Raw genomic sequence first — 26,321 nt, forward strand, 5'->3', positions numbered from 1 at the left:
CCAGTGGCCTGTCAATAGCGCCCGGCGGCCTCCGGCGTACGGCTTCGGCCGACGCGGCACGGTTGTCGGCGCTATGCGTCAGAATTGGTGCAGGGCCATCGCACGACGATTTTCTGTCACAGCATCGAGGGGCATGTATGTCCGGACTGATCGACACCACGGAGATGTATCTCCGCACCATCCTCGAACTCGAAGAGGAAGGCGTGGTCCCCATGCGCGCCCGGATCGCCGAACGGCTGGACCAGAGCGGTCCGACGGTCAGCCAGACGGTGGCCCGCATGGAGCGCGACGGACTGGTCCAGGTCGCGGGGGACCGCCATCTGGAGCTGACCGAGGAGGGCCGCCGGCTGGCGACGCGGGTGATGCGCAAGCACCGGCTCGCCGAGTGCCTGCTGGTCGACGTGATCGGCCTGGAGTGGGAGCAGGTCCACGCCGAGGCCTGTCGCTGGGAGCACGTGATGAGCGAGGCCGTGGAGCGGCGGGTGCTGGAGCTGCTGCGGCACCCGACGGAGTCTCCGTACGGGAATCCGATCCCGGGTCTGGAGGAGCTGGGCGAGAAGGCGGAGGCCGATCCGTTCCTGGACGACTCCATGGTGAGCCTGGCCGAGCTCGACCCGGGCGCGGAGGGCAAGACCGTGGTCGTGCGGCGGATCGGGGAGCCGATCCAGACGGACGCCCAGCTGATGTACACGCTGCGGCGGGCCGGGGTCCAGCCCGGGTCCGTGGTCAGCGTGACGGAGTCGCCGGGCGGGGTGCTGGTCGGGTCCAGCGGCGAGGCGGCGGAGCTGGACACGGAGGTGGCTTCGCACGTGTTCGTCGCCAAGAAGTGACGCGCTGAGGGCTTTGGCGTCTTGGGCCCTGTGGTGCTGGGGTGCTGGTCGGGGCGCCGCTCCCCGGCGTGAGGCTTCCGTCCTCGAACGCCGGACGGGCTGGGGTGGGCAGGGAAAGCGCTGAACTCTCAGCGGGCGGGGCGATCGCGTGCCAGGCTGAGGCCAGGCATATGACCTGAGGGTGCCGGACCGGATGCGGTCGGCACGGTCGGGGAGGGAGCAGGGAATGCGCCCGTCTTACCGGCATGCACGCCGACCGGTGGCTGCCATGGTCCGCGATGCCCTGGCCCGAGATGCCCTGGTCAGGGATGGTCTTGCGATGGCCGCGCCGTGCTCTGCCATCGTTGTCGTGAACACGGGTCGGCCCCGGCGCCCTAAGGCGCCGGGGCCGGTCCTCCCCTGTGCTGACCTGGAGCCCCGAGCTCTCAAGGTCATTCCCTGCGGACCCCTGTCCCCGAGCGGTCCGCCTCCCGTTGAAGATCTCCCCAGGCCGGTCGGCGGCAATCCTCGTCGCGTGTCACTCGAACGTGGGGTGTTGAGCGGCGGATCCCTGTTTTCGAATAAGAGTTCGATAGTCTGGCGACGCCACCACGCGGTGACCGAGGACCAGAAGGGGGTGCCAGGACCATGGTGCGGCGCATCGATGTGACCGGATCCGACGGCGTACGCCTCGCGGCATGGGAGTTCGCGGATCCGCCCAAGGAGCGGGCGGGGGCCGACCGCGCGGGAGCGGACCGCGCCCCCGGTGTCTTACTGCTGCACGGGCTGATGGGCCGAGCCTCGCACTGGGCCCCCACCGCCCGCTGGCTCTCCGAGCGGTACCGCGCGGTCGGCCTCGACCAGCGGGGCCACGGCCGCAGCGACAAGCCGGCCGACGGCCCGTACACCCGCGACGCGTACGTCGCCGACGCCGAGGCCGCGATCGAACAGCTGGACCTCGGGCCCGTCACCGTCGTCGGCCACGCCATGGGAGCGCTCACCGGCTGGCAGCTCGCCGCCAAGCGCCCCGACCTGGTCCGCGCGGTCGTCATCTGCGACATGCGGGCCTCCGCGCTCGGCGCGGCCTCGCAGCGCGAGTGGAGCGACTGGTTCGCGTCCTGGCCACTGCCCTTCGCCACGCTCGCCGACGTACGGAGATGGTTCGGCGAGGACGACCCGTGGGTGGAGCGGCCGAACCCCATGCGCGGCGAGTTCTACGCCGAGGTGATGACGGAGACGGAGGACGGCTGGCGCCCGGTCTTCTCCCGCAGCCAGATGCTCAGCTCCCGCGCCACCTGGGTCTACGACGCGCACTGGGAGGAGCTGGCGCAGGTGCGCTGCCCCGCGCTGGTGCTGCGCGGGCTCGACGGCGAGCTGGGCCGGGCCGAGGCGCAGGAGATGGTGCGGGTGCTGCCGCGCGGCCAGTACGCGGAGGTGGCCGACGCGGGCCACCTCGTCCACTACGACCAGCCGGAAGGGTGGCGGGCGGCGGTGGAGCCGTTCCTGGAACAGCTCGCGGAGGACCCCCGCGGCGACCGCGAGCCGGTCGCCCCGTAGGACCCGTCCGGCTGCGTACGCAGCCCCTGGACACAGGCGGCCGCGACACACCCGCTGACCACCACGGCCACCCCCGCGATCAGGGTGTCCGGTCCGAGGGAACCGGTGACGGCCGAGCGGAGAAAGGCCGCCGCGATGCCCAGTTCCACCAGGCCGAGCAGGACGAGCAGGGCCGCTCGCACCGGGCGCGGCACCCTGGCGCTCGCCCGGGACGAGGCCAGCATCAGCGCGCCGCCCGCCAGGACCACCGCCACCGCTGCCACGGTGGCCCCGTAGCCCAGCAGTGCGGTCCGGGCGGATTCCTCGGAGCGCGGCTCGGCGGACTCGGGGGCCAGGAACGTGAAGGCGAGCTGCATCAGCACCAGGTAGGCCAGTTGGGCGATGACGAGGGCCGGCGCCAACCGTCGCCGGACGGAGGGAGACTTCACCCCTTGCTCACCGCCGCCAGGATCTCCGGCAGCCGGTTCGCCGTGCGCGGGGCCGCGATGCGCAGACCCGCCCACCCGATGAGCGCCCCGTACACCGCACCGGCCGGAACGACCAGCCACAGCGCGTCATGGTGGTCCGCCACCCGCAGCCAGATCGTCAGCCCGATCACCGGACCGGCCAGCACCGGCGCGGCCAGCATGCCGCCGAGGATGGAGATCCACGCCAGCCCGCCCTGCCCGGGCGCCACGTTCTTGAACGCGCCCTCCTGCGGGATCGAGTACGGGAACAGCGCCGAGGCCACCGCCCCGATCGCCAGCATCGAGCCCAGCAGCGCGAAGGAGATCCCGAGCGCACTCGGCAGCGTCCGCCAGCTGCCCAGGAGCGCCGCCGTCGCCACGCACACCAGCACCGTGTACGGGAGCGTGATCAGCAGCAACGCCACTGCGCGCCCCCGCAGTTCGACGTACGCGTCCCGGGCCGAGGAGATCGTCAGGGCCACCATCCAGAAGGCGGAGGTGTCCTGGCCGAACTGGTTGTACATCTGCATGCCGAGCATCCCGGCGGCGAAGCAGGCGAAGTAGATCGAGCCGGTGCCCTGGAGCGCGTTGAGCAGCGGCACGATCGCGCCGATCGCCAGCGCCGTCACCCAGGCCGCCTTGGTCTTCGGGTCCCGGGCGATGTACCGCAGGCTGCGCTGCACGACCGTGCCCGTACGCCCCTCCGGCAGCAGCCCGGAGAGCCCGGTGCGCCGCGACTCCTTGCGGGCCGGTCCGGCGGCGGCCAGCGTCGACCCGTCCGGTGCGGTCATCAGCTTCACCAGTCCCCGCTGCCACAGCCACACCAGCGCCCCCAGGGCCACCACCGTGACCAGCACCTGCGCGGCCGCGACCCCGTACGACCCCTTCGACGCCGCGTCCACCGCCGCTATCGCCGAGGCGCCCGGCAGCCAGCGCGCCACGTCCGCCGCCGGATCCAGCGCGGAGAGCCCGCCGGCCTGGCCGAGCCGCTGCGCGCCGAAGTTGACGAACTGGATGCCCACCGCGATCACCAGCCCGCTGAGCACCGCCAGGTCCCGGCCCTTGCGGGAGTTGAGCAGCCGTACGTTGGCGGTGGCGACGGCCCGCGACAGCGCCACGCACAGCAGCATCGTCAGCGGGACCGCGAGCACCGCGAACACCACGCCCGCCGGTCCGTGCGCCAGCGCGAGGACCGAGCCGAGCACCAGGCAGAGCGTGAACAGCGGCCCGATCCCGATCATCGAGGAGACCAGCAGCGCCCGGACCAGCGGCTGCGGCCGCAGCGGCAGCATCACCAGCCGGGTCGGGTCGAGGGTGTCGTCGCCGCTCGGGAAGAAGAGCGGCAGCACCGCCCAGCCGAGCGCCACGACGGCCGTCAGCAGCACCACGACCGTGCCGGCGTGCGCGTCGCCGCGCAGCAGGACGAGGCCGAGGACCTGGCCCGCCGCGAGCAGCAGCGTGAAGACGAGCGAGATGATGAACGCGGCTTTGCGCCCGCTGGACTGCCGTAGTCCGTTGCGCAGGAGCGTCAGCTTGAGCCGTACGAAGGTGGAGGTCAGGCCCGTCACGGGAGGCGCCGGAGCGGCGGCGGTGACCGGGGCGTCGAGCACGCTCATCGGGTGCCGCCCAGCCAGTCGAGCGCGTCGCCGGAGGTGTCCCGGCCGCCCGCGCCGACCAGTTCGAGGAAAGCGTTCTGCAGCGACGGCGCGTCGCCCCGCACCTCCTCCAGCGTGCCCTGCGCCTTGATCCGGCCCGCCGCCATCACGGCGACCCAGTCGCAGAGCGACTCGACCAGCTCCATCACATGGCTGGAGAAGACCACGGTCGCCCCGGACCGCGTGTACCGCTCCAGCACCCCCCGGATCGTCTGCGCCGACACCGGGTCCACGCCTTCGAACGGCTCGTCCAGGAAGAGCACTTCCGGGTTGTGGAGGAGAGCGGCGGCGAGCCCGATCTTCTTCCGCATCCCGGTCGAGTAGTCGACGACCAGCTTGTGCTGCGAACCGGCCAGATCCAGTACGTCGAGGAGCTGCGCGGCCCGCTTGTCGACCTCGTCGCCCGGCAGCCCGCGCAACCGCCCGTTGTACGCGAGCAGTTCGCGCCCCGACAGCCGCTCGAAGAGCCGCAGCCCCTCGGGCAGCACCCCGATCCGCGACTTCACCGCGACCGGGTCGCTCCACACGTCGTGGCCCGCGACCTCGATCTTCCCCATGTCGGGCCGCAGCAGCCCGGTGACCATGGAGAGCGTCGTCGTCTTGCCCGCCCCGTTCGGCCCCACCAGCCCGATGAACTTGCCCGCCGGCAGCTCCAGATCGATCCCCGAGACGGCGACCTGCTCCCCGAACCGCTTCCACAGCCCCTGTACGCGGACAGCGGGGGGCGCGGTTCGCGCCCCGCCCGCCGTCACGTCCGCGCCTGTCATGTCACGTGCATCCGCCTGGTCCGGCATGGCACAGCCTTTCGATATCCCCGCTAGATGGGGACCACCCTACGAAAGGCCTGCCAGGAGCTACGAGACGCGGGTCCGGGCGTCCGCCGCCTCGCGTGCGCAGGCGTACGCCAGCGGGCTGACCACCTCGTCCACATCGGGCAGCCAGCGGTTGACGTGCGTGGGCTTGCGGGCCCACTGCACGGCTCCGCGGCCGCCGACCCGGGTGGGCGGGGCCGCGATGTAGTGGCCCTCGCCGCGGCCGGTCAGATCGATCGCCTCCGCGTTCCAGCCGAGCGCGCGCACCAGTTCGGAGGCCTTGCCCGCTCCGCCCGGCAGCACGAAGAAGAGCATCCGGCGGTCGGGTGTGCAGGTGACGGGGCCGAGCGTCAGGTCCATCCGCTCCATCCGGGCCAGTGCCAGGAACCCCGCCGACTCCGGCACCTCCAGCGCGTCGAACGCGCGGCCGGTCGGCAGGAGCACCGAGGCGCGCGGCTGCCGGGACCACATGCGCCGGGCCGCGGCCCCGCTGCCGGTCGCCTGGCCCGCCCAGTCCGGCCGGTCCGCGTGCGCGCCGGGCAGCGGGCAGGCCGCGTCGCCGCAGGAGCAGCGCTCCCGGCCCTCCACCGCCTCCAGCCAGGTGCCGGGGAACACGTCCCAATGGCGCTCTTCCGCATACCGCACCGCGGCGTCGAGCAGAGGCTCGCCCCGCTGCTGAGGGACCTGTGCGGCTTCCGTGACTCCGATGGGCTCTTCCACGTCCAGCTCAACTCCCAGCCTCACTCGGGGTTACGGGCGCGCGCGAGCCGGTCACGGTGCATCGATTCCGCACGCGGGGCGCATCGGTGCACGGACGGGGGCGCGCGTGAGGCGGGGGAGCGAGGGGCGGGTAGAGCCCTCCAGGGCCGGACAACTTGCCGTACCCGTACCGAATGCCGATGGAATATGCGCATTTCTTGAGTGTGTGACGGGCAGTGATGCTTCCATCGATCACCGCGTATCCATGTATCTGCGTATCCAGGTATTTTCAGACTGTTCCAGGGGGAAATATGGCAGCAAGGCCTCTCGTAGCCCGCCAGCCCAACGAACGGCTCCAGACGCTCATCCAGGAAGCCGCCTGTTCCAACGCGGGCCTCGCGCGCCGCGTCAACATGGTCGGGGCCGAGCGCGGTCTCGATCTGCGGTACGACAAGACGTCCGTGGCCCGCTGGCTGCGCGGACAGCAACCCCGGGGCCGGGCCCCGGGCATCATCGCCGAGGCGATCGGCCGCAAGCTGGGCCGTACGGTCACGATCGACGAGATCGGCATGGCCAACGGCAAGAACCTGGCCTCCGGCGTGGGCCTGCAGTACGCACCGACCGTCGCCGGGGCGATCGAGCAGGTCTGCGAGCTCTGGCGCAGCGACGTCGGCCGCCGCGATCTGCTCACCGGCTCCTCCGTCGCCGCCTCCGCCCTCGTCGAGCCCAGCCGCGACTGGCTGATCTCCGGCAAGGACCCGCAGGTCGAACGGGTCGCCGGGGCCCGCGTCGGGAAGGCGGACGTGGCGGCGGTCCAGGCGATGACCACCGCGCTCACCGACCTCGACCACCGCTTCGGCAGCGGCCATGTCCGCCCGGTCCTCGTGCACTACCTCAACAGCGTGGTCTCCGGCCTGCTTTCGGGGGCGTACCGCGAACAGGTCGGCCGCGAGCTGTTCGCCGCCGTCGCCCGTCTCACCGAACTCGGCGGGTACATGGCGGTCGACACCGGCCAGCCCGGCCTCGCCCAGCGCTACTACATCCAGGCCCTGCGGCTCGCCCAGGCCGCCGGCGACCGAGCGTACGGCGGCTATGTGCTCGCCGCCTCGATGAGCCACCTCGCCGCCCAGCTCGGCAACCCGCGCGAGATCGCCCAACTCGCCCGCGCCGCCCAGGAAGGCGCCCGCGGCCAGGTCACGCCCCGTGCCCAGGCCATGTTCTACGCGGCGGAGGCCCGGGGCCACGCGCTGCTCGGCGACGCCCGCACCTGCCAGGTGGTGACGGCCCGGGCGGTCGCCGCGCTGGAGCAGGCCGACCCGGAGAGCGGCGACGACCCGGACTGGATCGCCCACTTCGACCACGGGTACCTCGCGGACGAGCTGGCCCACTGCCACCGCGACCTGAACCAGGCGCCGGAGGCCGCCAAGCGGGCCAAGGAGGCGCTGGCCGCCCTGCCGGAGACCCGGGCCAGGCGCCGGGGCATCGGGCTCGTGCTGCTCGCCTCGGCCCAGGTCCAGCAGCGCGAGGTGGAGCGCGCCTGCCACACCGGGACGCGGGCGATGGAGCTGCTCGGGACGGTGCGCTCCAGCCGGGGTGCCGAGTATCTCGACGACCTCCAGCAGCGGTTGGCGCCGTATGGACAGGAGCCGGCGGTCCGGGAGTTCGGCGAGCGGCTGGAGCTCCAGGCGGCGTGAGAGGTGGTGTTCACGGTCTCCGCGGTGGGCCGGCCGTTAACAGCGTTCTGCGGGCGCTGGGCGTTACCGGGCCTGTGAAGGGGTGGTGAGGGGGACCACGCGCTTGGCGGAGGCGGGCGGCCACCCGATAGCGTGAGCCGACGATTCCGTTGGTTCACACGTAGGAGTCCCGGTGACGCAGAGCGGACAGGGCGGACAGGGCGGCGAGCAACAGCCCCCCGCCGGACGACCCGCGCACGAAGGTGTCGTGCTGCCCTCCGACGGCGGCGCCCCCTGGATCCCGGGGGCGCCCACCGGCGACCAGGGCGGGCAGCAGGCCGGGCAGGCCGCGCCCGCGGGCGGCCAGCCGTGGGGCCGGCCCTGGGGGCCGGAGTCCGACGCGCCGGGACAGCCGGGCGGCCAGGCAGCGGGCGCGTACGGATACCCGCAGCAGGCCCACCAGCAGCCCCAGTCCCAGCCGCTGCCGCCCGCGCAGGGACAGCAGTACGGCGAGCAGTACGGCCAGGCGTACGGGCAGAGCGGCGCGGGCGCGTACCAGCAGCCGCAGCAGCAGGCGCAGCACTCCGACCCGTACCAGCAGCACCAGCAGTACCCGCATCAGCAGCCGCAGCACCACCAGCCCCAGCACCACCAGCCCCAGCCTTACGCGCAGCCGCTCCCGCCGGAAGCCGGGAGCGGGGCCGGCGCCGGTCCCGCCCCCGGCCAAGGCCTCCCCGGTGGTGACGCCGACGCGACGCAGTACATCGCTCCCGTTCCCGGCGGTGGCGACGCGGACGCCACGCAGTACATACCGCCGGTGCCGGGCGGAGCCCCGTACGGCATCAGGCCGGGCACACCGGGCGCACCGGCAGCGTCCGGCGCGCCGGACGACCGGCAGCCGCCCGCGGAGTTCGACAACCTGTTCCGTACGGAGGAGCCGGCGGGCGCCACCCAGCAGATACCGCAGATACCGCAGCAGCAGTACGACCAGCAGCCGCCGCCCCAGCAGGGTTACGGCTACCCGGGCCCCGGCGGTCAGCTGCCGCCCCAGGCGCCGCAAGGGGGCTACCGGTCCGGGCTCCAGGGCCCGCACGGCGGCGGCCCCGCCGAGCCGCCCCGGTACGACGACGACGGCGGCGACGCCCCGCGCAGGCGCTCGGCCCACATCCCGCTCATCGCCGCGGTCGTCGTCGGCTGCGCGGTCATCGGGCTCGGCGCGGGCGCCTGGTGGAGCATGAGCGGCGACGAGCCGGCCAAGGACGACAAGCAGCCGATCGCCTCGCAGAGTTCACCGCCCACCACCGCCCCCACCACGAAGGCCGCCGTCGACCCGGCCAAGCCGCAGGCCGAGGCGCTGGACAAGCTGCTCGCCGACAGCAACAACAGCCGGGCCGCGGTGATCAGCGCGGTGGAGAAGATCAAGTCCTGCAAGGACCTGGACCAGGCGAACACCGACCTCAAGGACGCCGCCCAGCAGCGCCGTGACCTGGTGACCCGGCTGGAGGGGCTCACCCTGGACCAGCTGCCGCGGCACCAAGCGCTCAACTCCTCGCTGACGAAGGCGTGGAAGGCCTCCGCCGCGGCCGACGACCACTACGCCGCCTGGGCCCGGCAGGCGAAGAAGAACAAGAGCGTCTGCAAGGGCGGCCAGGCCAAGTCGACCGGCGAGACGGCCCGCGCCAACGAGCAGAGCGGCGTGGCGACCAAGGCCAAGCAGGAGGCCTCCGGGCTCTGGAACGCCATCGCCGGGAAGTACGGCCTGACCAAGCACTCACCGGTCGAGCTCTGACCGTGGACAGCCCCTGCCCGGTGGGTGCGGTCGGCCGACCGTAGCCCCGGTCCGGCGGGCGCGGTTCAGCCGACCGCCCGCCGGGCGTCCGACAGGGCCTCCGTGACATCCACGAAGCCCTTCTTCTGCGCGGTCAGCCGACCCTCGCGGACCACCTGGAACGTCACGTCCGCGTTGACGATGCGCGGATACGGCGAGGTGCCGAGCAGGTCCTTGAAGCGCCAGCGGAGCACCGGCGTCAGACCGCCGGTGTCGACCTCGGTGCCCCGGTTGAGCGCCGAGGTGACCTTGTTGGCGGTGATCCCGTCGTCGTCGATCGCCTCGACGACCGCCCGCAGCACCGTGTAGGCGATCCAGGTCGTCTGCACACCGGTGTCGTCCGGGTCGATGCGGTTGTCCCCGAAGGCGTACTTCCGGATCACCTCCCGCATCCCGTTCCAGCGCGCGTCGCCCGCGTCCGGGTACCAGCCGGTGACGTAGGCGCCCTCGAACGGGCTCGTGCGGCCGCCGGTGCGGTCGATGAGCGGCTGGCTGACGCTGCCGAGCACCGAGGAGATCCTGACCCGCTCGCCTTCCGGCTCCAGCCGGCGGAAGGAGTCGAAGAAGGTCTCCGTACGGGAACCGAGCACGGCCGCGACACAGCTGCCGCCGGCCCGCCGCTCCAGGGCCCGGCCCGCCTGCTCGTCGTAGGAGGTGGCGTTCTCCGGGGCCAGGATGTCGGTGGACTCGGGCCGCTCGGCGGCGAGCAGCCCGGTGTTGAGGAGCTGCGGCATCCGGGCGCCGCCGAGCGAGTCGGGCCGCACCAGCGCGACCCGCTCGCAGCCGCCCGCCAGCTGCCGGCCGTGGCCCGCCAGGAGCGCCGACTGGCCGCCGTTGACCGGGTACGAGAGGTAGCTGCGGAACTCCTCGTCGGAGGCGCCGTAGCCGCCGATGTACGGGATGCCGCCGGACTCCAGCACCGGGATGGCGCTCTGGCCGTGCCGGCTGTACGAACCGACGACCGCGGCCACCTTCCGGTCCACGGCCTGCCGGGCGCACCGCTCGGCGCCCGCCGCGGTGTCGCGCTCGTCACAGGTGATCACCCGCAGCTCGCGCCCGTCGATGCCGCCCTGCTCGTTGACCCAGCGCGCGTACGTCCGGGCCATCGCGGGAACGCCGGGCATGGTCACCGCGTCGGCGTCGTCCACCCGGTCGGGCGCCCAGGTCATCACCGTGACGGGCTCCCCGGAGCCCCCCGAGCCCCCGGGGAGCACGCCACAGCCGGACAGCAGCAGCGCACCGGCCACCGCCGTGCCGATGACGAACTGGAAGGGGCGGGGGAAGGCGGTGCGTCTCCGTCCGGTCATGTTCAGCAACGCTCCCGCCCCCGGGGTAACGCCACGGTGTGACGTGCTCAACGCTCGGTGACGTCCAGGTGAATTACGGGGGCCCGCGCGGGGCCCCCGGAGGGGAACGTACGATCGACCACCGTGCAGCAAGGTTCGGAGAACTCTTCCCGTCGCGGCCGTCGCTCCTCCACCATGGGCGTCATGCCGCTCACTGACATGCCGTGGTGGCGCTGGCGCACCAACGTGCGCTCGGCGCTGCACATGCTCTCCGACCCCGTCTTCCACCACGAGTGCTGGCTGGCCGGCCGGGAGGGGTACGGGGACGTCACCGACGCCGTGTACCGCCTGGTCGAGGACACCTGGCTCGACAACTGGTCCGCCGAGAAGTACGTCGGCACCATCTTCCGGGACTCCGCCGAGGCGGCCGCCGTGGACACCGCCGCGCTGCGGGTCCTGCGGATCATGCACCAGGTCGGCGCGGACGCCCCCGTCTCGGCCTATCTGGAGCACCACGGCTGGCCGGAGGCGGTCCGCGCCGCCCGCGAGGCGCATGTGATGCTCGCCACCAACGACGCCGAGGACCCGGACATCCCGCCGCGCTCGCTGGACGTCATCCGCATCATGACCCGGGCCGCCTGAGCGATCGCGGCCGGGCCGCGTGAACGCCGGGGCCGCATGGTGAGCACGAGCGCCTGACCTCGGGCGGCTGTGGCACCCTACGAGGATGACCGCACCGCAGCCCACCGCCGCCCCGGCCGCCTCGGACACCGCGCTGCCCGAGCAGTACGTCCTCACGCTCTCCTGCCCGGACAAACAGGGCATCGTGCACGCCGTCTCCAGCTACCTCTTCATGACCGGCTGCAACATCGAGGACAGCCAGCAGTTCGGGGACCACGACACGGGTCTGTTCTTCATGCGGGTCCACTTCTCGGCGGACTCCACGGTCACGGTCGACAAGCTGCGGGCCAGCTTCGCCGCCATCGGGGAGGCCTTCCGGATGGAGTGGCAGATCCACCGGGCGGCGGAGCGGATGCGGATCGTGCTGATGGTCAGCAAGTTCGGCCACTGCCTCAACGACCTGCTGTTCCGTTCCCGTACGGGGGCGCTGCCGGTCGAGATCGCGGCCGTCGTCTCCAACCACACGGAGTTCGCCGAGCTCACCGCCTCGTACGGCATCCCCTTCCGGCACCTCCCGGTGACGAAGGACAACAAGCCGGAGGCCGAGGCGCAGCTGCTGGAGCTGGTCCGCGAGGAGGACGTGGAGCTGGTCGTCCTCGCCCGCTACATGCAGGTGCTCTCCGACGACCTGTGCAAGCAGCTGAGCGGCCGGATCATCAACATCCACCACTCGTTCCTGCCGAGCTTCAAGGGCGCCAAGCCGTACCACCAGGCGCACGCCCGGGGCGTGAAGCTGATCGGCGCCACCGCGCACTACGTCACCGCCGACCTCGACGAGGGCCCGATCATCGAGCAGGAGGTGGAGCGCGTCGGCCACGACGTGACCCCCGACCAGCTCGTGGCGATCGGCCGGGACGTGGAGTGCCAGGCGCTGGCGCGCGCGGTGAAGTGGCACGCGGAGCGGCGCATCCTGCTCAACGGCCGCCGTACGGTGATCTTCAACTGACCCGCGTACGGACGGCTACAGGCGGCTGAGCGAGGCCGACGCGAACAGGACGTCGCGGATGGCCTCGCGGTCGCCCTCCTGGCCCGCCGCCGCTTCGACCGGCGAGATGTGGCCCGCGACCAGCCGGCAGAACTCCACGCCGTCCAGGGCCACCTGCGCCACCGCGCGGCCGGGCGTGCCGAGGGCGGCCGGTGAGTCGAGCGCGATGTACCAGTCACCGCCGCCGTGCCCCTCGACCTCCAGGTGGACCGACCGCCCCGGCTCTCCGGGCGCCACCAGCTCCCTGGCCGGTCCGGCGAGTCCGGCGCGGCGGCGCCCTTCGAGCGCGGCCGGGAGCATCCGGGCGGCCAGGTCGATCATCCGGTGCAGATGGGCGGCGGACGGCGGCTTGTACGGGTAGTCCACCGCCTCCGCGATGTCCGTGCCGTGCACCCAGCACTCGAAGGCCCGGTCCAGCAGCGCGTCCTGGAGCGGCAGCGCGAACTCCCCGTACGAGACGGAGCGCTCGGCTACGCTCCGGCCGGCCAGCGACGCGGTCCGGATCAGCTCGTGGGTGAGGCTGCGCCACGGCTCGCGGACGGCCCGGGTGGCGGGCGGGTGCGTGGCCGACCAGTACGTCTCGGTACGCCGCGTCGGCGAGAGCGGCACCTCGGCGGCCCCACCGGTCACCTCGGCCGTGTCGAGCGGGTCGGCCAGGCCGAGCGCGGCGGAGACCAGCCCGTCGACGGCCATCAGATGGCCGATCACTCCGGCGACCGTGGTCCGGCGGGTCACCGCGTGCTCGTCCTCGAACCACTGCAGCTGCACCGGCGCGTGCCAGTCGGAGTCGCCGATGTCGCGGAGCAGCGCGTCGAGCCGGGCGGTCTCGGCGTCGTACGGACCGGCCCACTCCGGAATCGGGATGCGGGCCGGGCGGCGCCCGAGGCAGCCGTCCATCACCCGGACCCGCAGTCCCGGATCGAGATCCAGCGACCCGTCGGTGTGCAGCAGCCCCACCGCGTCCCGCAACCGCAGCGCCTCGTCGGCACAGGGCGCGCACGCGGTGAGGTGGTCCTCGACGGCGAGCGTCTCCTCGGCCGAACAGGCGGAGAGCGCCCAGGCACCGAGGAGGGCCTTGAGGACCTGATGGGAGAGGGCTGGGGCGTCGGGGACGGGGTCCTCCTCACCGGCCTCGCACGCGCCCTCCTCCGGAACCTCCTGCTCCGGAACCTCCTGCTCCGGCACCGCATCCTCCGGAACGCCCTGCTGCGGAGCGCCCTGCTCCGGGACGCCCTGCTCCGGCACCGCATCCTCCGCCGCACCGGAGCCCGGCGGCGGCAGCACCGGCCGGTCCACCGCCTCCAGGTCGAGGTCGTCCACCGCGCCGCGCGGGCCCGGTATGCGCCGCGCGCCCCGCACCTCGTCGTCGCGGCGGCCGCCCTCGCGCCCGTCGCCGCTCACCGGACGCGTCCGTAACCGGGTGGTGAGGACCCTTCGAGCGGCCGGGTGTTGGCGGTGGACAGCAGCTGGAGTCCCAGCCGGAGCCGGCGGCGGGCCTCGTCCTCGGTGACGCCGAGGTCGGCCGCGGTCTGCCGGTAGTCCCGGCGCCGGGTGTACGCCAGCTCCAGCGCCTGCCGCAGCGGGACGGGCATCGAGGAGACGATGTAGTCGGCCCGGGCCGCCGCGGTGGCGCTGCGCACCCGCCGCTCCAGCTCCTCCGGGTCCGGCACGGAACCCTCGCCGTGCTCCTCCGCGTACGCCGCGGCGGCCGCCCGCCGCAGCCGCTGCACGGAGTGGCGGTGGGTGAGCCTGGCGACCCACGAGCGCATCGAGCCCTGCCGCGGGTCGTACGCCTCAGGGTTCTCCCAGACCTGGGCGAAGACCTCGCGGGTCACCAGGTCGGCGGCGTCCTCGTCGTCCAGCATCCGGTGCGCCTGGCTGTGGACGAGCGCGGCGAACAGGTCGTACAGCTCACCGAGCGCCGCCGCCTCGCCGCGGACCAGCCTCTGCTGCATCCTGCGGTCCCAGCGGGGCGGTGCGTCCTTCGCCATGAAACCCCCAGCCCCCGGCGCCGTGATGTTCCGCGATGCTCCGTGATCCAGCCTCTGCCCTCGCTGTCCGAATGTAGTCGCCCGCGCGGGCCCCGTACCTGCCTTTGCCGCAACTGTCCGATGTAAGGAATGCCAAGACTTCACCAATCGATTTCAGCCGTTCTCGCGGACCTGGCTCCTCTGAGCAGGGGAAACCGGCCGAAGTGATCATTTCCACCGGAAACCCCCTGGGTCTTCCGGGTGAGGGCGGTGTTTCATGGATGAGCGGTGGGGCAGCCGCGAGGAGGAACGGAAACTTCCGGTATTGCCGGGAGCCCCGGAACGAGAGGTCCAGTCGCGTGACGCTGAAGGTGGACGAGACCGAGCAGGGCGACTGGACCGTGCTGCGGATACGCGGTGAACTCGATCTCGTGAGCTCACCCGTCGTGCGTCAGTCCGTCCACGAAGCGGTGGCGGAGGGGCAGCACGATGTGGTGCTCGACCTGTCCGAGGTGTTCTTCTGCGATTCCAGCGGGGTGGGGGTGCTGATCGCCTCGCGCCGCCTGATGAAGTCCTGCGGCGGCCGGCTGCGGCTGATCCTCCCGGCCCGGGGCGCCGAGGACGGCTCCCACGTCAACAAGGTGCTGGGAGCGCTGGGCGTGCGTCGGCTCTTCGACGTCTACCCGGACACGGTCTCCGCGGTCGACGAGGCGTGCGAGCCGCTGACGGCCTGAACACTCGGGGCAGCGCGTGACCGGCTGAAAGCGTTCGGTGCTGAAGCGAGGTTGTCACACAGGAGGCGTCGCTCGGTGACACGTGAAGGCTCCGGGCGACGTACGCTCCCCGCATGGACAGCGCAGAGTACGAGCGAAAGATCGCGCACCGCTTCGCCGCCTTCGACCAGGACGGCAACGGCACCATCGATCGCGCCGATTTCAACGCCGCAGCCGCCCGTCTGCTCACCGAGTTCGGTACGACGGCCCGCTGCGACAAGGGCCAGGCGCTCTACACCGGGGCCGAGGCCTTCTGGCAGGGCATGGCGGGCATCGCCGACGTGGACGGGGACCAGCGGGTCACCCGCGAGGAGTTCGTCGGCGGGGCGGTGAAGCGGCTGCGGGACAATCCCGAGCGGTTCGCCGAGATCGCGCGCCCCTTCCTGCGGGCGGCGATCGCGGTGGCCGACAGCGAGAACAACGGCGGCCGGGCGTCGGTGGCCTCCGTGGAGCGGGCCCTGAAGGTGCTCGGGGCCAGCACCGAGATCGCGGGCATCGCGGCCCAGAGCCTGGACACCGACCGGGACGGGCTGATCGCCGAGAGCGATGTGGTCTCCGCGCTCGCCGTGTACTTCACGGTGATCGAGCCCGACGCCACGTAGGGCGTGTCCGTACGGGGGTGGCCGCGCCGCCCCCGTAACCCCCTCAGGCACCCCCGCCGAAGCGCTCCCGCAGCCGGTATTTCAGCACCTTGCGCAGCGTCTCGTTGCGCGGGAGGGCGTCGAGCACCTCCAGCTGCTCCGGCACCTTGTGGACGGAGAGCCCGGCGTCCCGCAGATGGCCGGCCAGCTCGGCGAGGGTCGGCGCGGGCGCGCCCGGCACCCGCTCCACCACCGCGCAGACGCGTTCACCGCGCTCGGCGTCTGGGAGCCCGATCACCGCCGCGTCCGCCACGCCCGGGTGCGTGTGGAGCAGGTCCTCGATCTCCTTGGCCGAGATGTTCTCGCCCTTGCGGATGATGATGTCCTTCAGCCGCCCGGTGAGCGTGAGGTGCCCGCTCTCCTGGACCCGGCCGAGGTCCCCGGTGATCAGGAACCCGTCCGCGTCGAAGGCCGCCTCGGTGGCGGAGGCGTCCAGATACCCCCGGCAGACCGCCTCCCCGCGCAGCCGTACCTCGCCCTCCACGCCGTACGGGAGCGGCTTGCCGTGCTCGTCGGTGATCCGGATCTCCATCCCCTCCGGCGGCCGCCCCTCGGTCAGCGCCAGGTGCTCGGCGGTGTCGTCCGGCGCGCCCATCGTGATCATCGGGACCTCGGTCATCCCGTACCCGTGCGTGAGCTGGACCCCCATCTCCCGCACCACCGCGTGGTACACCTCCGGCGGCTTCGGCGCACCACCGCCCGCCAGCAACCGGAGCGAGGGGATGAGCGGCGTGCCCGGTTCCTTGCGCTGCTCGGCCAGGAACATCGCGTAGAACGCCGTCGACCCACCCGCCACGGTCACCCCGTGCCTCCGGTACTCGCCCAGGGCTTCCGGCAGCGCGAACTGCTCGAACATCACCGCCGGGAACCCGTACAGCAGGAGCATCACCGTGTAGTCGGGCCCGGCGACATGCGCGTACGGGAACGCCATCGAGCCCACGTCGTCCGCGTTCAGCTTCAGGGCGTGCGCGAGGCAGGAGCCGCCCGCGATCAGCGAACGGTCGGTGTGCAGGACGCCCTTGGGGTCGGAGGTGGTGCCGGAGGTCCAGTAGATCCAGCGGACCTCGTCACCCGATGAGGGTTCCGGCGGAGGCGGCAGGGCCGACGGATCGCCGTCGGGGAGGGCGTGGTCCTCGTACGCCTCGAAGATCTGCGGCGGGTCCGGCAGTTCACCCGCGATCCGCTCGGCCATCGCCGTGTGGTCGAAGCCGCGCCACACACCCGGCACGGCGAAGAACGCGGCCCCCGACTCCCGTAGCGCGAACCGCACTTCGCGGTCCCGGTAGAACGGGATGACCGGCGACTGCACGGCCCCGAGCCGGGCCAGGGCGAAGGAGAGCAGAGCCGTCTCCAGCCGGGTCGGCAGCTGCCAGGCGACGACGGTCCCCGCCCGCACCCCCATTCCGTACAGCCCGGCGGCGACCCGTTCGGCCCGGTCCCGCAGCTCGCCGAAGGTCAGGGAGCGGTCCTCCTGGAGCAGGACCGGGCGGTCGGGGGTGAGGGCGGCGCGGGCCTCGATCAGCTCCCAGAAGGTGCGGGAGGAGCTCAGCGCGTGCGCGGTCGCGGTCACGTCGTTCACGGCGGTCACAGGGGTCCCTCCGAACTGACGACCAGTCAGATAGTGCGGAGAGCGTAGGGCTCCGCGCCTTGTCGGTCCAGAGGTGCGGGGCTAGCCTGAGTGCCGCACCGCCATCTGACGGACCATCAGAAAGCGCCCAGGGATCGCCGGGGTGCGCGCCGGAGGGGACGACCCACCATGACGGACACGGATAGGGAACTGCCTCGGATCGTCAGCGTCGACGACCATGTGATCGAGCCCGCGCACCTCTTCTCCACCTGGCTGCCCGCGAAGTACCGCGAGCGCGGACCGCAGCCGCTGACGGCGGGCATCGGGGAGCTGGCGTACACGGGCGGGAAGTACGTCATCACGATGGACCCGGACGGGCCGCCGACCGACTGGTGGATCTACGAGGACCTGAGGTTCCCGTACAAGCGGAACATCGCCGCCGTCGGCTTCGACCGCGACGACATGACGTTGGAGGGCATCACGCGGGCCGAGATGCGGCCCGGCTGCTGGGACCCGGCCGAACGGCTCAAGGACATGGATCTCAACCACGTCGAGGCCTCGCTCTGCTTCCCGACCTTCCCGCGTTTCTGCGGCCAGACCTTCGCCGAGGCGCACGACAAGGAGGTCGCGCTCGCCTGCGTACGCGCCTACAACGACTGGATGGTCGAGGAGTGGTGCGGCGACAGCGGAGGCCGCCTCATCCCGCTCTGCATCATCCCGCTATGGGACATCGACCTGGCCGTCGCGGAGATCAAGCGGAACGCGGCGCGAGGTGTCCGCGCGGTCACCTTCTCCGAGATCCCGACCTACCTCGGACTGCCGTCCATCCACACCGGCTACTGGGACCCGTTCTTCGCGGTCTGCCAGGAGACCGGCACGGTCGTCAACATGCACATCGGGTCCAGCTCCCAGATGCCCGCCGCCTCGCCGGACGCACCGCCCGCCGTGCAGGCCTCGCTCTCCTTCAACAACGCGATGGCCTCGATGATGGACTTCCTCTTCAGCGGCGTGCTGGTGAAGTTCCCGACGCTCAAACTGGCTTACAGCGAGGGCCAGATGGGCTGGATTCCGTACGCCCTGGAGCGCGCCGACGACGTGTGGGAGGAGCACCGGGCGTGGGGCGGGGTGCGCGATCTGATCCCCGAGCCGCCGTCCACGTACTACTACCGCCAGATGTTCTGCTGCTTCTTCCGCGACAAGCACGGCATCTCCGCGCTGGACGTCGTCGGCCGCGACAACGCCACCTTCGAGACCGACTACCCGCACGTGGACTCGACCTTCCCGCACACCAAGGAGGTCGCGCTCGACCACGTCCAGGGGCTGGACGACGAGACGGTCTACAAGCTGATGCGCGGCAACGCGATCCGGATGCTCGGCCTGGACCTGGACAAGTAGGCGGCGGGCTCGTGGATCTCGCGTACACGGACGCCGAGGAGGAGTTCCGGCGGCGGTTGGGGGAGTGGCTGGCCGCCGTGCTCCCCGGCCTGCCCCCGAAGCCCTCGCCGGACGACTGGCCCGCGCGCCGGGCGTACGACACGGCGTGGCAGCGGAGGCTGTACGACGCCGGGTACGCGGGCCTGCACTGGCCGGCCGACGCGGGCGGTCAGGGTGCCACCCCCACCCAGCACCTGATCTTCCTGGAGGAGACGGAGAAGGCCGGAGCGCCCTACGTCGGGGCCAACTTCGTCGGGCTGCTGCACGCCGGGCCCACCATCGCCGCCGAGGGCACGGCCGAGCAGCGGGCCCGCTGGCTGCCGCCGGTGCTGCGCGGGGACGAGATCTGGTGCCAGGGGTTCAGCGAGCCGGACGCGGGCTCGGACCTGGCCGCGCTGCGGACGCGGGCGGTGCGCGACGGCGACGACTACGTGGTGAGCGGGCAGAAGATCTGGACCTCGCACGCGGAGGTGGCCGACTGGTGCGAGCTGCTGGTGCGGACGGACCCCGGGGCGCCGAAGCACCGGGGGATCAGCTGGCTGGCGATGCCGATGGACGCGCCCGGCATCACGGTCCGGCCGCTGCGGACGCTGGCCGGCTCCACGGAGTTCGCGGAGGTGTTCCTGGACGAGGTGCGGGTGCCGGTACGGAACCGGGTCGGCGCCGAGAACGACGGCTGGCGGGTCACCATGGTCACCCTCTCCTTCGAACGCGGTACGGCCTTCGTCGGCGAGGTCGTCGCCTGCCGCCGCACGCTGGAGGCCGTGGCCGCCGAGGCCCGGCGGAACGGGCGGTGGGACGACCCGGTGCTCCGGCGGAGGCTCGGCCGCCTGAACGCCGAATTCCGCGCGCTGTGGCGGCTGACGCAGGCGAACGTGAGCGAGTCGGAACGGACGGGAGGGGTCCCGGGCGTCGGCGGGTCGGTCTTCAAGCTGCGCTACTCCGGGGTCCGCCAGGAGCTGTACGAGGCGGCGGCGGAGGTGCTGGGCGGCGCCGACGCCTTCGACCTGGACCGGGAATGGGCCCTGGGCCGGCTCTCCTCCCTCTCGTACACCATCGCCGCCGGCACCTCGCAGATCCAGCGCAACATCGTCGCCGAGCGCATCCTCGGCCTCCCGAAGGGGCGCTGACCCGCCATGGACTTCCAGCTCTCGGACGACCAGCGGGCCCTGCGGTCCGCGATGCGGGACCTGCTCGGCGCGGTGTTCGACCGGGAGCGGCTGCGGGCGGCGGTGGAGCGGGGCGGTGGCGTGGACCGTGCGCTGTGGCGGGAACTGGGGGCGGCCGGGTTCTTCGCGCTGCGGCTGCCGGAGGAGGCGGGCGGGGTGGGGCTCGGGCTGCCGGAGGCGGTGCTGCTCTTCGAGGAGGCGGGCCGCGCGCTGCTGCCGGGACCGCTGGTGGCGACGCACCTGGCGGCGGGGCTGGTGAAGGGCGCGGCGGAGGGCGAGGCGGTGGTGACGGCGGCGGAGGGGGCCGGCCGGCCGGTGGCGGATCTGGGGGGCGCGGACGCGGTGCTGGCAGGGGGCGCCCAGGTGCTCACGGGGGAGAGGCTGGCGGCGTTCGTGGCCGGGGCCGTTCCCGTACGGTCGATGGACCCGCTGACCCCGCTGCACCGGGCGCAGGGGCGCTCGGCGGGTGCGGGCGCCTCGGAGGCGTACCCCGGCGCACTCCGCCGCGAGGGGGCGCTTCTCACTGCTGCCGAACAACTCGGGAGCGCCGCGCGCACCACCGAAAGGGCCGTTCAACACGCCGGTGCGCGCGAACAGTTCGGTTCGCTCATCGGTTCGTTCCAGGCGGTCAAACACCTCTGCGCCGACATGCTCGCCCGCACCGAACCGGCCCGCAGCGCCGTGTACGCGGCCGCGCTGACCGGCGATCCGGTGGAGATCGCGGCGGCGAAACTGCTCGCCGACGAGGCGGCCGTACGCAACGCACGGGACTGCCTCCAGATCCACGGCGGTATGGGGTTCACCTGGGAGTCAGATGTTCACCTCCACCTGAAACGGGCCTGGCTCCGGGCGGCCCGCTGGCTCACGGCGGCCGAGGCGGAGGAGATCCTGGCCGCCGATCTGGGGCCCGTACGGCTGCCGCACGGCAGTTCAGCGGCCTCGGGGCGACGGCCGGACGAAGCCGGGGGTGGAGCGTGACTCAGTGCAGCCGGTCGGCGTCGATACCGGGTTGTGTCCTTTGCGTGATTCGTCACCGGGTGGAGTCGGCGCCGCGCTCGGGTACGCTCCGTGGGATGCGAGTGGTTCTGGAACCGGGCGATCCGGGGGCGGCCTGTGCGGCGGCTCCGGTCCGGGGCGAGGGCTCTTGCCGGAGATGTGCCGGGCCTGCCCGAAGAGCGTTTCTCGCGGTCTCTGCGCGCTCCTGTTCGACTCCCCGCAGCGTGCGTCGCACAGTATGCACCACGCGTACTCCTTCGCGCTGGAATATGCCCGAAGCGCTTGTTGCGGTGACTGTACGTCAACCATGCTGTCGCGTAAGGGAATCACGTTCCGTGACCCTGAGGAGGCGCGAGGCGATGTGTCCGCCGGTTCGGATGGTGTGAGCGGTGCAGGTGCTTCAGGTTCAGCTGGAGGTCGGTCCGGATCCCGCAGAGGTGGGACGGGCCCGTAGGTGGGCGCGGTCGCGTCTGGTCGGTTCCGGGATAGGGGATGACGAGCCGCTCGCGGAGACGCTCATCCTGCTGATCTCGGAGCTGGTCACCAACGCGGTCGTCCATACGGGCTGTCCCGCCGTGCTGCGGATGCTCTTCGGCGGAGGCGGCGGTGCCGGCGGGGCCGGGACCGTGCGGGTGGAGGTCGCCGACGCCAGCGACCGCCCGCCGCTCCAGCGCCATGCGGAGGGCGAGGACACCAACGGGCGGGGCCTGGAGCTGGTGGACGGCCTCGCGGACCGCTGGGGCTGGCAGCCGGAGGGCGCCGGGAAGCAGATCTGGTGCGAGGTGGACCGGGGCGGACCGGTGGTGGCGGTCCCGGACGCGCCGCCGAAGGTCGTGCTCCAGGGCGGCGAGGTGTGCACCCCGCCCGCCTGCGTCTTCACCGACCACCTGGCCTGAGCGCCCTCTTCCCGCCGGTCCACGCTCCTCGGCTCCTTACCGGGTCACGCTCACCGGCTCAGAGCACCGCGACCGGGGCGACCGGAGATCCGGTGGCCCCGGTGAACGGCTCCGGCGCGGCGGTGAGCAGGAACGCGTACCGCCGCTCCTCCGCGCAGACGGTGGAGAGCGCCTCCAGGTCCCAGTTCTGGCCCTGGAGCATCCCCATCTCGACGAGGTGGAGGGCGTGCACCGGCATCCACAGGTCCTCGATCTCCGGCGGGAAGATCTCGAAGGTCAGGGTGTCGTTGGCGACCGCCGCCACGTCCCGGGCGTGGAACCACTCGGGCGTGCGCACGGACAGCCCCGGCGACGGATAGCCGTACGCCTGCCGGTCCCCGGCCAGCACGACCCGCACCTGCCCTGTCCGTACGAGGACGACGTCCCCGGCCCGTACGCGTACGCCTCCGAACTCCTCGGCCGCCTCCAGGTCCTCCGGCGTGACGGCGTGCGCGCCCTCCAGCCGGTCCACGCCCCGGGCGCGCGCGACATCCAGCAGCACGCCGCGCGACACGACGTGCTCCACGGCGGCGATCGACGAGAACTGCGCGCCGGCGTGCGCCGTGATGGTGTCGGCGGGCCGCCCGTTGTAGATCCGGCCGCCGTGCGAGGCATGGGTCAGGGCGTCCCAGTGGGTCGCGGCCTGGAGCCCCATGGTGACGGTGTCGTCGCTGGTGGCGACGGTCCCCGGGCCGAACATCTCCTGGTTGATCTGGACCATCGTGTGCAGCGGGTCGATCCGGCCCGGGATGAACCCGCTCTGCACGCCGCCGTGCCGGAGCGGAAGCGCGAGCGGTACGCGGTGACCGCTCCGGACGGTGGCGACGGCCTCCCGGACCACGGCGTCGGTGATCAGGTTGAGCGTCCCGCGCTCGTCGGCCGCGCCCCAACGCCCCCAGTTGTTCACGCGCTTGGCGATCTCGTGGAACTCGGCCGGCAGGGACATGGGGGCCTCCTGGGTCTTGTGCGGGACTGTCCGCCTGCCCGTAAAATCTAACGGACCGTCAGAAACCGTGGGAGGGGCCGGGCATGGGGAACTTCTTGGCAGGCAAGGTGGTCGCCGTCACCGGGGCCGGCCGCGGCATCGGACGGGCGGTGGCGCTCGCCGCGGCGGCGGAGGGCGCGCGGGTCGTCGTCAACGACTACGGCGTCTCGGTGGAGGGCTCCGAGCCGACCAGCGAGATCGCCCGGTCGGTCGCCAAGGAGATCGAGGCGGCGGGCGGGCAGGCGGTCGCGGTGGCGGACGACATCTCCACGATGTCGGGCGGGCAGCGGATCGTGGACACGGCGCTGGCGGAGTACGGACGGCTCGACGGGGTCGTCTGCGTGGCCGGGATCCTGCGCGAGCGGATGCTCTTCAACATGTCCGAGGAGGAGTGGGACCCGGTCCTCGCGACCCATCTGAAAGGCACGTTCACGGTCTTCCGGGCCGCGTCGGCGGTGATGCGGAAGCAGGAGGGCGGCGGCACGCTGATCGGCTTCACCAGCGGCAACCACCAGGGGAGCGTGTCCCAGGCCAACTACAGCGCGGCGAAGGGCGGGATCATCTCGCTGGTCCGCAGCGCGGCGCTGGGCCTGCACCGGTACGGCGTCACGGCCAACGCGGTCGCACCGGTGGCCCGGACCCGGATGTCGGCCGGGGTGCCGATGGAGCTGGCGGAGATCGGTGAGCCGGAGGATGTGGCGGCGCTGGTGGTCTACCTGCTGAGCGAGCGGGCGCGGGCGGAGGGGATCACCGGCCAGGTGTACACGATCGCCGGGCCCAAGATCGCGGTCTGGGCCCAGCCGAGGGAGCTGCGGGCGGGGTACGCGGAGGGGGCGCCGTGGACCCCGGAACGGATCGCGGAGTTCCTGCCGGGGACGGTGGGGGTGGACCCGATGCCGATGCTGGCGCGGGTGGAGGGGATGGCGGAGGCGGCGAGAAGGGGTGCGCGACCGAACGCACCCTCCAGCCCGTCCGGCGATTGAGGACGGGGCCGCCCCCTTTCCGGCCCGCTCCGGCGTTGGGGCCGACGATCCAGCCCCTCCGGCGTTTGAGGAGCGGGTGCCCGAACAACCAAGCCCCTCCGGCGTTTGAGGAGCGGGGGTCTGGGGGCGGAGCCCGCGGGGCGCGGCCCCGGACCCCGCTCCTCAAACGCCGGAGGGGCTGGGGGTGGCCGTTTCACGAGCGGAGGAGCCGGGGGCTGCGCCCCTGGAGCGACAGGAGGCACGTATGGACTTCCGGGTCACCGAGGACGACCACGCCTTTCGCGCGCACGCCCGTACCTGGCTGGAGACCCACCTTGCCGACGCGATCAACCCCCGCGCGTGGGAGCGCGAGTTGGGAAAGGCGGGGTGGATCGGGATCGGGTGGCCGGGCGAGGACGGCGAGACGTACGGCAACCGCCGCGCCACCCTCGCCGAGCAGGTCATCTGGGCCGAGGAGTACGCCCGCTCCACCGCCCCCGCCCGGCTGGGCCACATCGGCGAGAACCTCCTCGCCCCGACCCTCATCACCTACGGCACCGAGGAACAGAAACGCCGCCACCTGCCCCCCATCGCCCGTGGCGAGACCTTCTGGTGCCAGGGGTACAGCGAACCGGGCGCGGGGTCCGACCTGGCCGGGATACGCACCACCGCCGTACCGGACGGGACGGGCGGGTACACCGTCACCGGGCAGAAGATCTGGACCTCGCTCGCCCAGGACGCCGACTGGTGCTTCGTCCTCGCCCGCACCGACCCCGGCTCCACCCGCCACCACGGCCTCTCCTTCCTCCTCGTCGAGATGGACCAGCCGGGACGCGTCGACGTACGGCCGATCCGCCAGATGACCGGCACCAGCGAGTTCAACGAGGTCTTCTTCGACGGGGCCCGGGCCGCCGAGGTGGTCGGCGGCGAAGGCAACGGATGGGCGGTCGCCATGGGTCTGCTCGCCCTGGAGCGCGGGGTCTCCACGTTGGCCCAACAGATCGGGTTCGCGCAGGAGTTGGACCAGGTGATCGCCACCGCCCGGGCCAACGGGACCGCCGAGGACCCGGCCATCAGGGCCCGCCTCGTACGCCAGTGGGCCGAGCTGGCCACCATGCGCCGGCACGCCCTCCGCACCCTCGGCACCACCACCGACCCGGCCGCCCCCAGCGTGGCCAAGCTGCTCTGGGGCGGCTGGCACCAGCGGCTCGGCGAGCTGGCGGTGGAGGTGAGCGGCGAGGCGGGAGCCGTCGGCGGACAGCCCTGGTCGGCCACGACTCCGTACGAACTCACCACCGCACAGCACCTGTTCCTCTTCAGCCGAGCCGACACCATCTACGGCGGCTCCGACGAGATCCAGCGGAACATCATCGCCGAGCGGGTGCTCGGCCTACCGAGGGAGCCGAGATGAGAGGCGTCGTCTTCGACGGCACACGGACCGAGGTCGTCGACGACCTGGAGATACGCGACCCCGGCCCCGGCGAGGTGCTCGTCGCGGTGGCCGCCGCCGGCCTCTGCCACAGCGACCTGTCCGTCATCGACGGCACGATCCCGTTCCCCGTCCCCGTCGTGCTCGGCCACGAGGGCGCGGGCGTGGTGGAGGCCGTGGGCCCCGGCGTCAGCCACGTACGGCCCGGGGACCATGTCGCCCTCTCCACCCTCGCCAACTGCGGGGCGTGCGCGGAGTGCGACCGGGGCAGGCCGACCATGTGCCGCAAGGCGATCGGACGGCCTGGCCGACCGTTCTCGCGAGGCGGCGGGAAACTCTTCCAGTTCGCCTCCAACTCCGCCTTCGCGGAACGTACGTTGGTCCGCGCCGTCCAGGCCGTGAAGATCCCCGCCGACCTGCCGCTCACCTCCGCCGCGCTGATCGGCTGCGGGGTCCTCACCGGCGTCGGGGCCGTCCTGAACCGGGCGAAGGTCGACCGGGGCGACACCGTCGTGGTCATCGGCACCGGCGGCATCGGCCTCAACGTGCTCCAGGGTGCGCGGCTGGCGGGCGCGCTGACCGTCGTCGCCGTCGACAGCAACCCGGCGAAGGAGGCGGTGGCCCGGCAGTTCGGCGCCACACACTTCCTGACCTCCACCGACGGCGTACGGGACATCCTGCCCGACGGCGCCGACCACGCCTTCGAGTGCGTCGGCCGCACCGAGCTGATCCGGCAGGCGATCGACCTGCTGGACCGGCACGGCCAGGCGGTCCTGCTCGGCGTACCGGCGGCGAGCGCCGAGGCGTCGTTCACCGTCTCCTCGATGTACCTGGACAAGTCGATCCTCGGCTGCCGTTACGGCTCCTCGCGGCCGCAGCGCGACATCGCCCTGTACGCGGACCTGTACCGGGAGGGCCGACTGCTCCTGGACGAACTGGTCACGGAGACCTACCCGGTGGAGGACTTCGCCAAGGCCGCCGACGACGCGCACCACGGGCGGGTGGCGCGAGGAGTCCTGGTCTTCTGAG

General features: G+C 72.5%; 24 protein-coding genes. 15 read left to right on the top strand and 9 right to left on the bottom strand.

Going from position 1 to position 26,321, the window contains the following annotated elements; all coding sequences use genetic code 11:
- The first annotated feature begins 137 nt into the window (after positions 1 to 137).
- Together ACQP09_RS20465 and ACQP09_RS20470 are read left to right on the top strand one after the other, a co-directional pair.
- Positions 138 to 830 (top strand): metal-dependent transcriptional regulator, encoded by a 693-nt coding sequence (locus tag ACQP09_RS20465; RefSeq protein ID WP_432147331.1) that lies wholly within the window; start codon positions 138 to 140, stop codon positions 828 to 830.
- 627 nt (positions 831 to 1,457) lie between these two features.
- A complete protein-coding gene (locus tag ACQP09_RS20470; RefSeq protein ID WP_433401753.1) occupies positions 1,458 to 2,366 on the top strand; it encodes an alpha/beta fold hydrolase in 909 nt (302 codons plus the stop codon).
- On the opposite strand, the gene ACQP09_RS20475 is transcribed toward ACQP09_RS20470, so the two are convergent.
- Genes ACQP09_RS20475 through ACQP09_RS20490 form a run of 4 tightly spaced genes read right to left on the bottom strand, consistent with a single transcriptional unit; the run spans position 2,270 to position 5,999 of the window.
- Complete coding sequence (locus ACQP09_RS20475; RefSeq protein ID WP_433401754.1) at positions 2,270 to 2,794, bottom strand: hypothetical protein; 525 nt, start codon at positions 2,792 to 2,794, stop codon at positions 2,270 to 2,272. The genes ACQP09_RS20470 and ACQP09_RS20475 overlap by 97 nt on opposite strands.
- Positions 2,791 to 4,428: a transporter gene (locus ACQP09_RS20480; RefSeq protein ID WP_433401755.1), complete on the bottom strand. Its 1,638-nt coding sequence runs from the start codon at positions 4,426 to 4,428 to the stop codon at positions 2,791 to 2,793. The genes ACQP09_RS20475 and ACQP09_RS20480 overlap by 4 nt, the downstream gene beginning before the upstream one ends.
- Positions 4,425 to 5,261, bottom strand: coding sequence for an ABC transporter ATP-binding protein (locus ACQP09_RS20485; RefSeq protein ID WP_433401757.1), 837 nt, complete (start codon positions 5,259 to 5,261; stop codon positions 4,425 to 4,427). The genes ACQP09_RS20480 and ACQP09_RS20485 overlap by 4 nt, the downstream gene beginning before the upstream one ends.
- 60 nt (positions 5,262 to 5,321) lie before the next feature.
- Positions 5,322 to 5,999 carry a bifunctional DNA primase/polymerase gene (locus ACQP09_RS20490; RefSeq protein ID WP_433401759.1) on the bottom strand — a complete coding sequence of 226 codons (678 nt, stop codon included), beginning with the start codon at positions 5,997 to 5,999 and terminating at the stop codon, positions 5,322 to 5,324.
- Positions 6,000 to 6,289: 290 nt separating this feature from the next.
- On the opposite strand from ACQP09_RS20490, the gene ACQP09_RS20495 reads away from it, so the two are divergent.
- Positions 6,290 to 7,672, top strand: a complete 1,383-nt coding sequence (locus ACQP09_RS20495; protein WP_433401761.1) for a transcriptional regulator — start codon at positions 6,290 to 6,292, stop codon at positions 7,670 to 7,672.
- A gap of 172 nt (positions 7,673 to 7,844) precedes the next feature.
- A complete protein-coding gene (locus ACQP09_RS20500; protein WP_433401762.1) occupies positions 7,845 to 9,440 on the top strand; it encodes a hypothetical protein in 1,596 nt (531 codons plus the stop codon).
- A gap of 65 nt (positions 9,441 to 9,505) precedes the next feature.
- On the opposite strand, the gene ACQP09_RS20505 is transcribed toward ACQP09_RS20500, so the two are convergent.
- The gene (locus ACQP09_RS20505; protein ID WP_433401763.1) at positions 9,506 to 10,786 is read right to left on the bottom strand and encodes an ABC transporter substrate-binding protein; all 1,281 of its coding nucleotides are present in this window, start codon (positions 10,784 to 10,786) and stop codon (positions 9,506 to 9,508) included.
- A 174-nt stretch (positions 10,787 to 10,960) separates the two neighbouring features.
- On the opposite strand from ACQP09_RS20505, the gene ACQP09_RS20510 reads away from it, so the two are divergent.
- Both ACQP09_RS20510 and purU read left to right on the top strand, forming a co-directional pair.
- Entirely contained in the window at positions 10,961 to 11,407 is a 447-nt protein-coding gene (locus tag ACQP09_RS20510; protein WP_018510773.1) for an SCO4402 family protein, read from the top strand.
- A gap of 85 nt (positions 11,408 to 11,492) precedes the next feature.
- A complete protein-coding gene (gene purU / locus ACQP09_RS20515; protein ID WP_432147323.1) occupies positions 11,493 to 12,392 on the top strand; it encodes a formyltetrahydrofolate deformylase in 900 nt (299 codons plus the stop codon).
- A 15-nt stretch (positions 12,393 to 12,407) separates the two neighbouring features.
- Here the strand turns inward: purU and ACQP09_RS20520 are convergent, their stop codons facing one another.
- Positions 12,408 to 13,832 carry a zf-HC2 domain-containing protein gene (locus ACQP09_RS20520; protein ID WP_433401765.1) on the bottom strand — a complete coding sequence of 475 codons (1,425 nt, stop codon included), beginning with the start codon at positions 13,830 to 13,832 and terminating at the stop codon, positions 12,408 to 12,410.
- A complete protein-coding gene (locus tag ACQP09_RS20525) occupies positions 13,829 to 14,422 on the bottom strand; it encodes an RNA polymerase sigma factor (RefSeq protein ID WP_433401767.1) in 594 nt (197 codons plus the stop codon). Before ACQP09_RS20525 ends, ACQP09_RS20520 begins: the two co-directional genes overlap by 4 nt.
- A 338-nt stretch (positions 14,423 to 14,760) precedes the next feature.
- Between ACQP09_RS20525 and ACQP09_RS20530 the strand changes: the two genes are divergently transcribed.
- Together ACQP09_RS20530 and ACQP09_RS20535 are read left to right on the top strand one after the other, a co-directional pair.
- Positions 14,761 to 15,135 (top strand): STAS domain-containing protein, encoded by a 375-nt coding sequence (locus ACQP09_RS20530; RefSeq protein ID WP_018510768.1) that lies wholly within the window; start codon positions 14,761 to 14,763, stop codon positions 15,133 to 15,135.
- Between the two features lie 113 nt (positions 15,136 to 15,248).
- Positions 15,249 to 15,776, top strand: a complete 528-nt coding sequence (locus ACQP09_RS20535) for an EF-hand domain-containing protein (RefSeq protein ID WP_404065098.1) — start codon at positions 15,249 to 15,251, stop codon at positions 15,774 to 15,776.
- Between the two features lie 43 nt (positions 15,777 to 15,819).
- Here ACQP09_RS20535 and ACQP09_RS20540 read toward each other — a convergent pair whose 3' ends face one another.
- Entirely contained in the window at positions 15,820 to 17,403 is a 1,584-nt protein-coding gene (locus ACQP09_RS20540; RefSeq protein ID WP_433401769.1) for a class I adenylate-forming enzyme family protein, read from the bottom strand.
- Positions 17,404 to 17,571: 168 nt separating this feature from the next.
- On the opposite strand from ACQP09_RS20540, the gene ACQP09_RS20545 reads away from it, so the two are divergent.
- The 4 genes from ACQP09_RS20545 to ACQP09_RS20560 all read left to right on the top strand — a co-directional run bounded on the left by ACQP09_RS20545 (position 17,572) and on the right by ACQP09_RS20560 (position 21,877).
- Positions 17,572 to 18,777: an amidohydrolase family protein gene (locus ACQP09_RS20545; protein ID WP_433401771.1), complete on the top strand. Its 1,206-nt coding sequence runs from the start codon at positions 17,572 to 17,574 to the stop codon at positions 18,775 to 18,777.
- Positions 18,778 to 18,788: 11 nt separating this feature from the next.
- Positions 18,789 to 19,946: an acyl-CoA dehydrogenase family protein gene (locus tag ACQP09_RS20550; RefSeq protein ID WP_433401773.1), complete on the top strand. Its 1,158-nt coding sequence runs from the start codon at positions 18,789 to 18,791 to the stop codon at positions 19,944 to 19,946.
- Positions 19,947 to 19,952: 6 nt separating this feature from the next.
- On the top strand, positions 19,953 to 20,963 hold the full coding sequence (locus ACQP09_RS20555; protein ID WP_433401775.1) for an acyl-CoA dehydrogenase family protein: 1,011 nt from the start codon (positions 19,953 to 19,955) through the stop codon (positions 20,961 to 20,963).
- Between the two features lie 407 nt (positions 20,964 to 21,370).
- Positions 21,371 to 21,877, top strand: a complete 507-nt coding sequence (locus ACQP09_RS20560) for an ATP-binding protein (protein ID WP_433401777.1) — start codon at positions 21,371 to 21,373, stop codon at positions 21,875 to 21,877.
- Between the two features lie 58 nt (positions 21,878 to 21,935).
- On the opposite strand, the gene ACQP09_RS20565 is transcribed toward ACQP09_RS20560, so the two are convergent.
- Complete coding sequence (locus ACQP09_RS20565) at positions 21,936 to 22,862, bottom strand: cyclase family protein (RefSeq protein ID WP_433401778.1); 927 nt, start codon at positions 22,860 to 22,862, stop codon at positions 21,936 to 21,938.
- An 83-nt stretch (positions 22,863 to 22,945) separates the two neighbouring features.
- Here ACQP09_RS20565 and ACQP09_RS20570 point away from each other — a divergent pair, with 83 nt between their 5' ends.
- The 3 genes from ACQP09_RS20570 to ACQP09_RS20580 all read left to right on the top strand — a co-directional run bounded on the left by ACQP09_RS20570 (position 22,946) and on the right by ACQP09_RS20580 (position 26,320).
- The gene (locus ACQP09_RS20570) at positions 22,946 to 23,884 is read left to right on the top strand and encodes an SDR family oxidoreductase (RefSeq protein ID WP_433401779.1); all 939 of its coding nucleotides are present in this window, start codon (positions 22,946 to 22,948) and stop codon (positions 23,882 to 23,884) included.
- A gap of 244 nt (positions 23,885 to 24,128) precedes the next feature.
- Positions 24,129 to 25,274 (top strand): acyl-CoA dehydrogenase family protein, encoded by a 1,146-nt coding sequence (locus ACQP09_RS20575; protein ID WP_433401781.1) that lies wholly within the window; start codon positions 24,129 to 24,131, stop codon positions 25,272 to 25,274.
- Positions 25,271 to 26,320 (top strand): Zn-dependent alcohol dehydrogenase, encoded by a 1,050-nt coding sequence (locus tag ACQP09_RS20580; protein ID WP_433401783.1) that lies wholly within the window; start codon positions 25,271 to 25,273, stop codon positions 26,318 to 26,320. Before ACQP09_RS20575 ends, ACQP09_RS20580 begins: the two co-directional genes overlap by 4 nt.
- Position 26,321: the final 1 nt, after the last annotated feature.

Origin of the sequence: Streptomyces sp. CA-146814, from assembly GCF_050942385.1 — a bacterium.
GTDB lineage: Bacteria > Actinomycetota > Actinomycetes > Streptomycetales > Streptomycetaceae > Streptomyces.